The sequence below is a fragment of the Marseilla massiliensis genome (assembly GCF_023336985.1).
GTDB classification, from domain to species: domain Bacteria; phylum Bacteroidota; class Bacteroidia; order Bacteroidales; family Bacteroidaceae; genus Prevotella; species Prevotella intestinigallinarum.
Genome location: NZ_JAMBLP010000064.1, coordinates 1 through 337 on the forward strand (window position 1 = coordinate 1; position 337 = coordinate 337).

General features: G+C 50.4%; 1 protein-coding gene and 1 rRNA gene. Both read right to left on the minus strand.

The features are described from left to right. Window positions 1-72: ribosomal RNA gene (locus tag M3089_RS15740) — 16S ribosomal RNA — on the minus strand; the annotation flags it as partial. 24 nt (window positions 73-96) lie between these two features. After that, window positions 97-337: hypothetical protein (locus M3089_RS15745; RefSeq protein WP_249085265.1), on the minus strand; the 241-nt coding region annotated here is incomplete at its 5' end.

Genomic DNA, 337 nt, shown 5'->3' on the forward strand with positions numbered 1-337 from the left:
CTGCCCCTCGACTTGCATGTGTTAAGCCTATAGCTAGCGTTCATCCTGAGCCAGGATCAAACTCTACATTGTATAATTGACTTTTTATCTTCAACCCTAACGGACGTAAAGCCCGAAGGGCCTGTTCCTTTGCCGGAACGCCTTATCCCATAGCAACGGGCCGCAGGAAGCGCGGAACTTGCCGCACGCCTTTGGCCCACATCGGATAGCCTGAATGACCAAGGGCCAACAGGCAAACCTGAATGCTACTCTCTCCTCGTCTCTGTATCTCAGTTTCTCAAAGAACTCTTTCTTTTGGTGCTCATCAGGTTGTTCCCTGAAAGCGGATGCAAAGGTA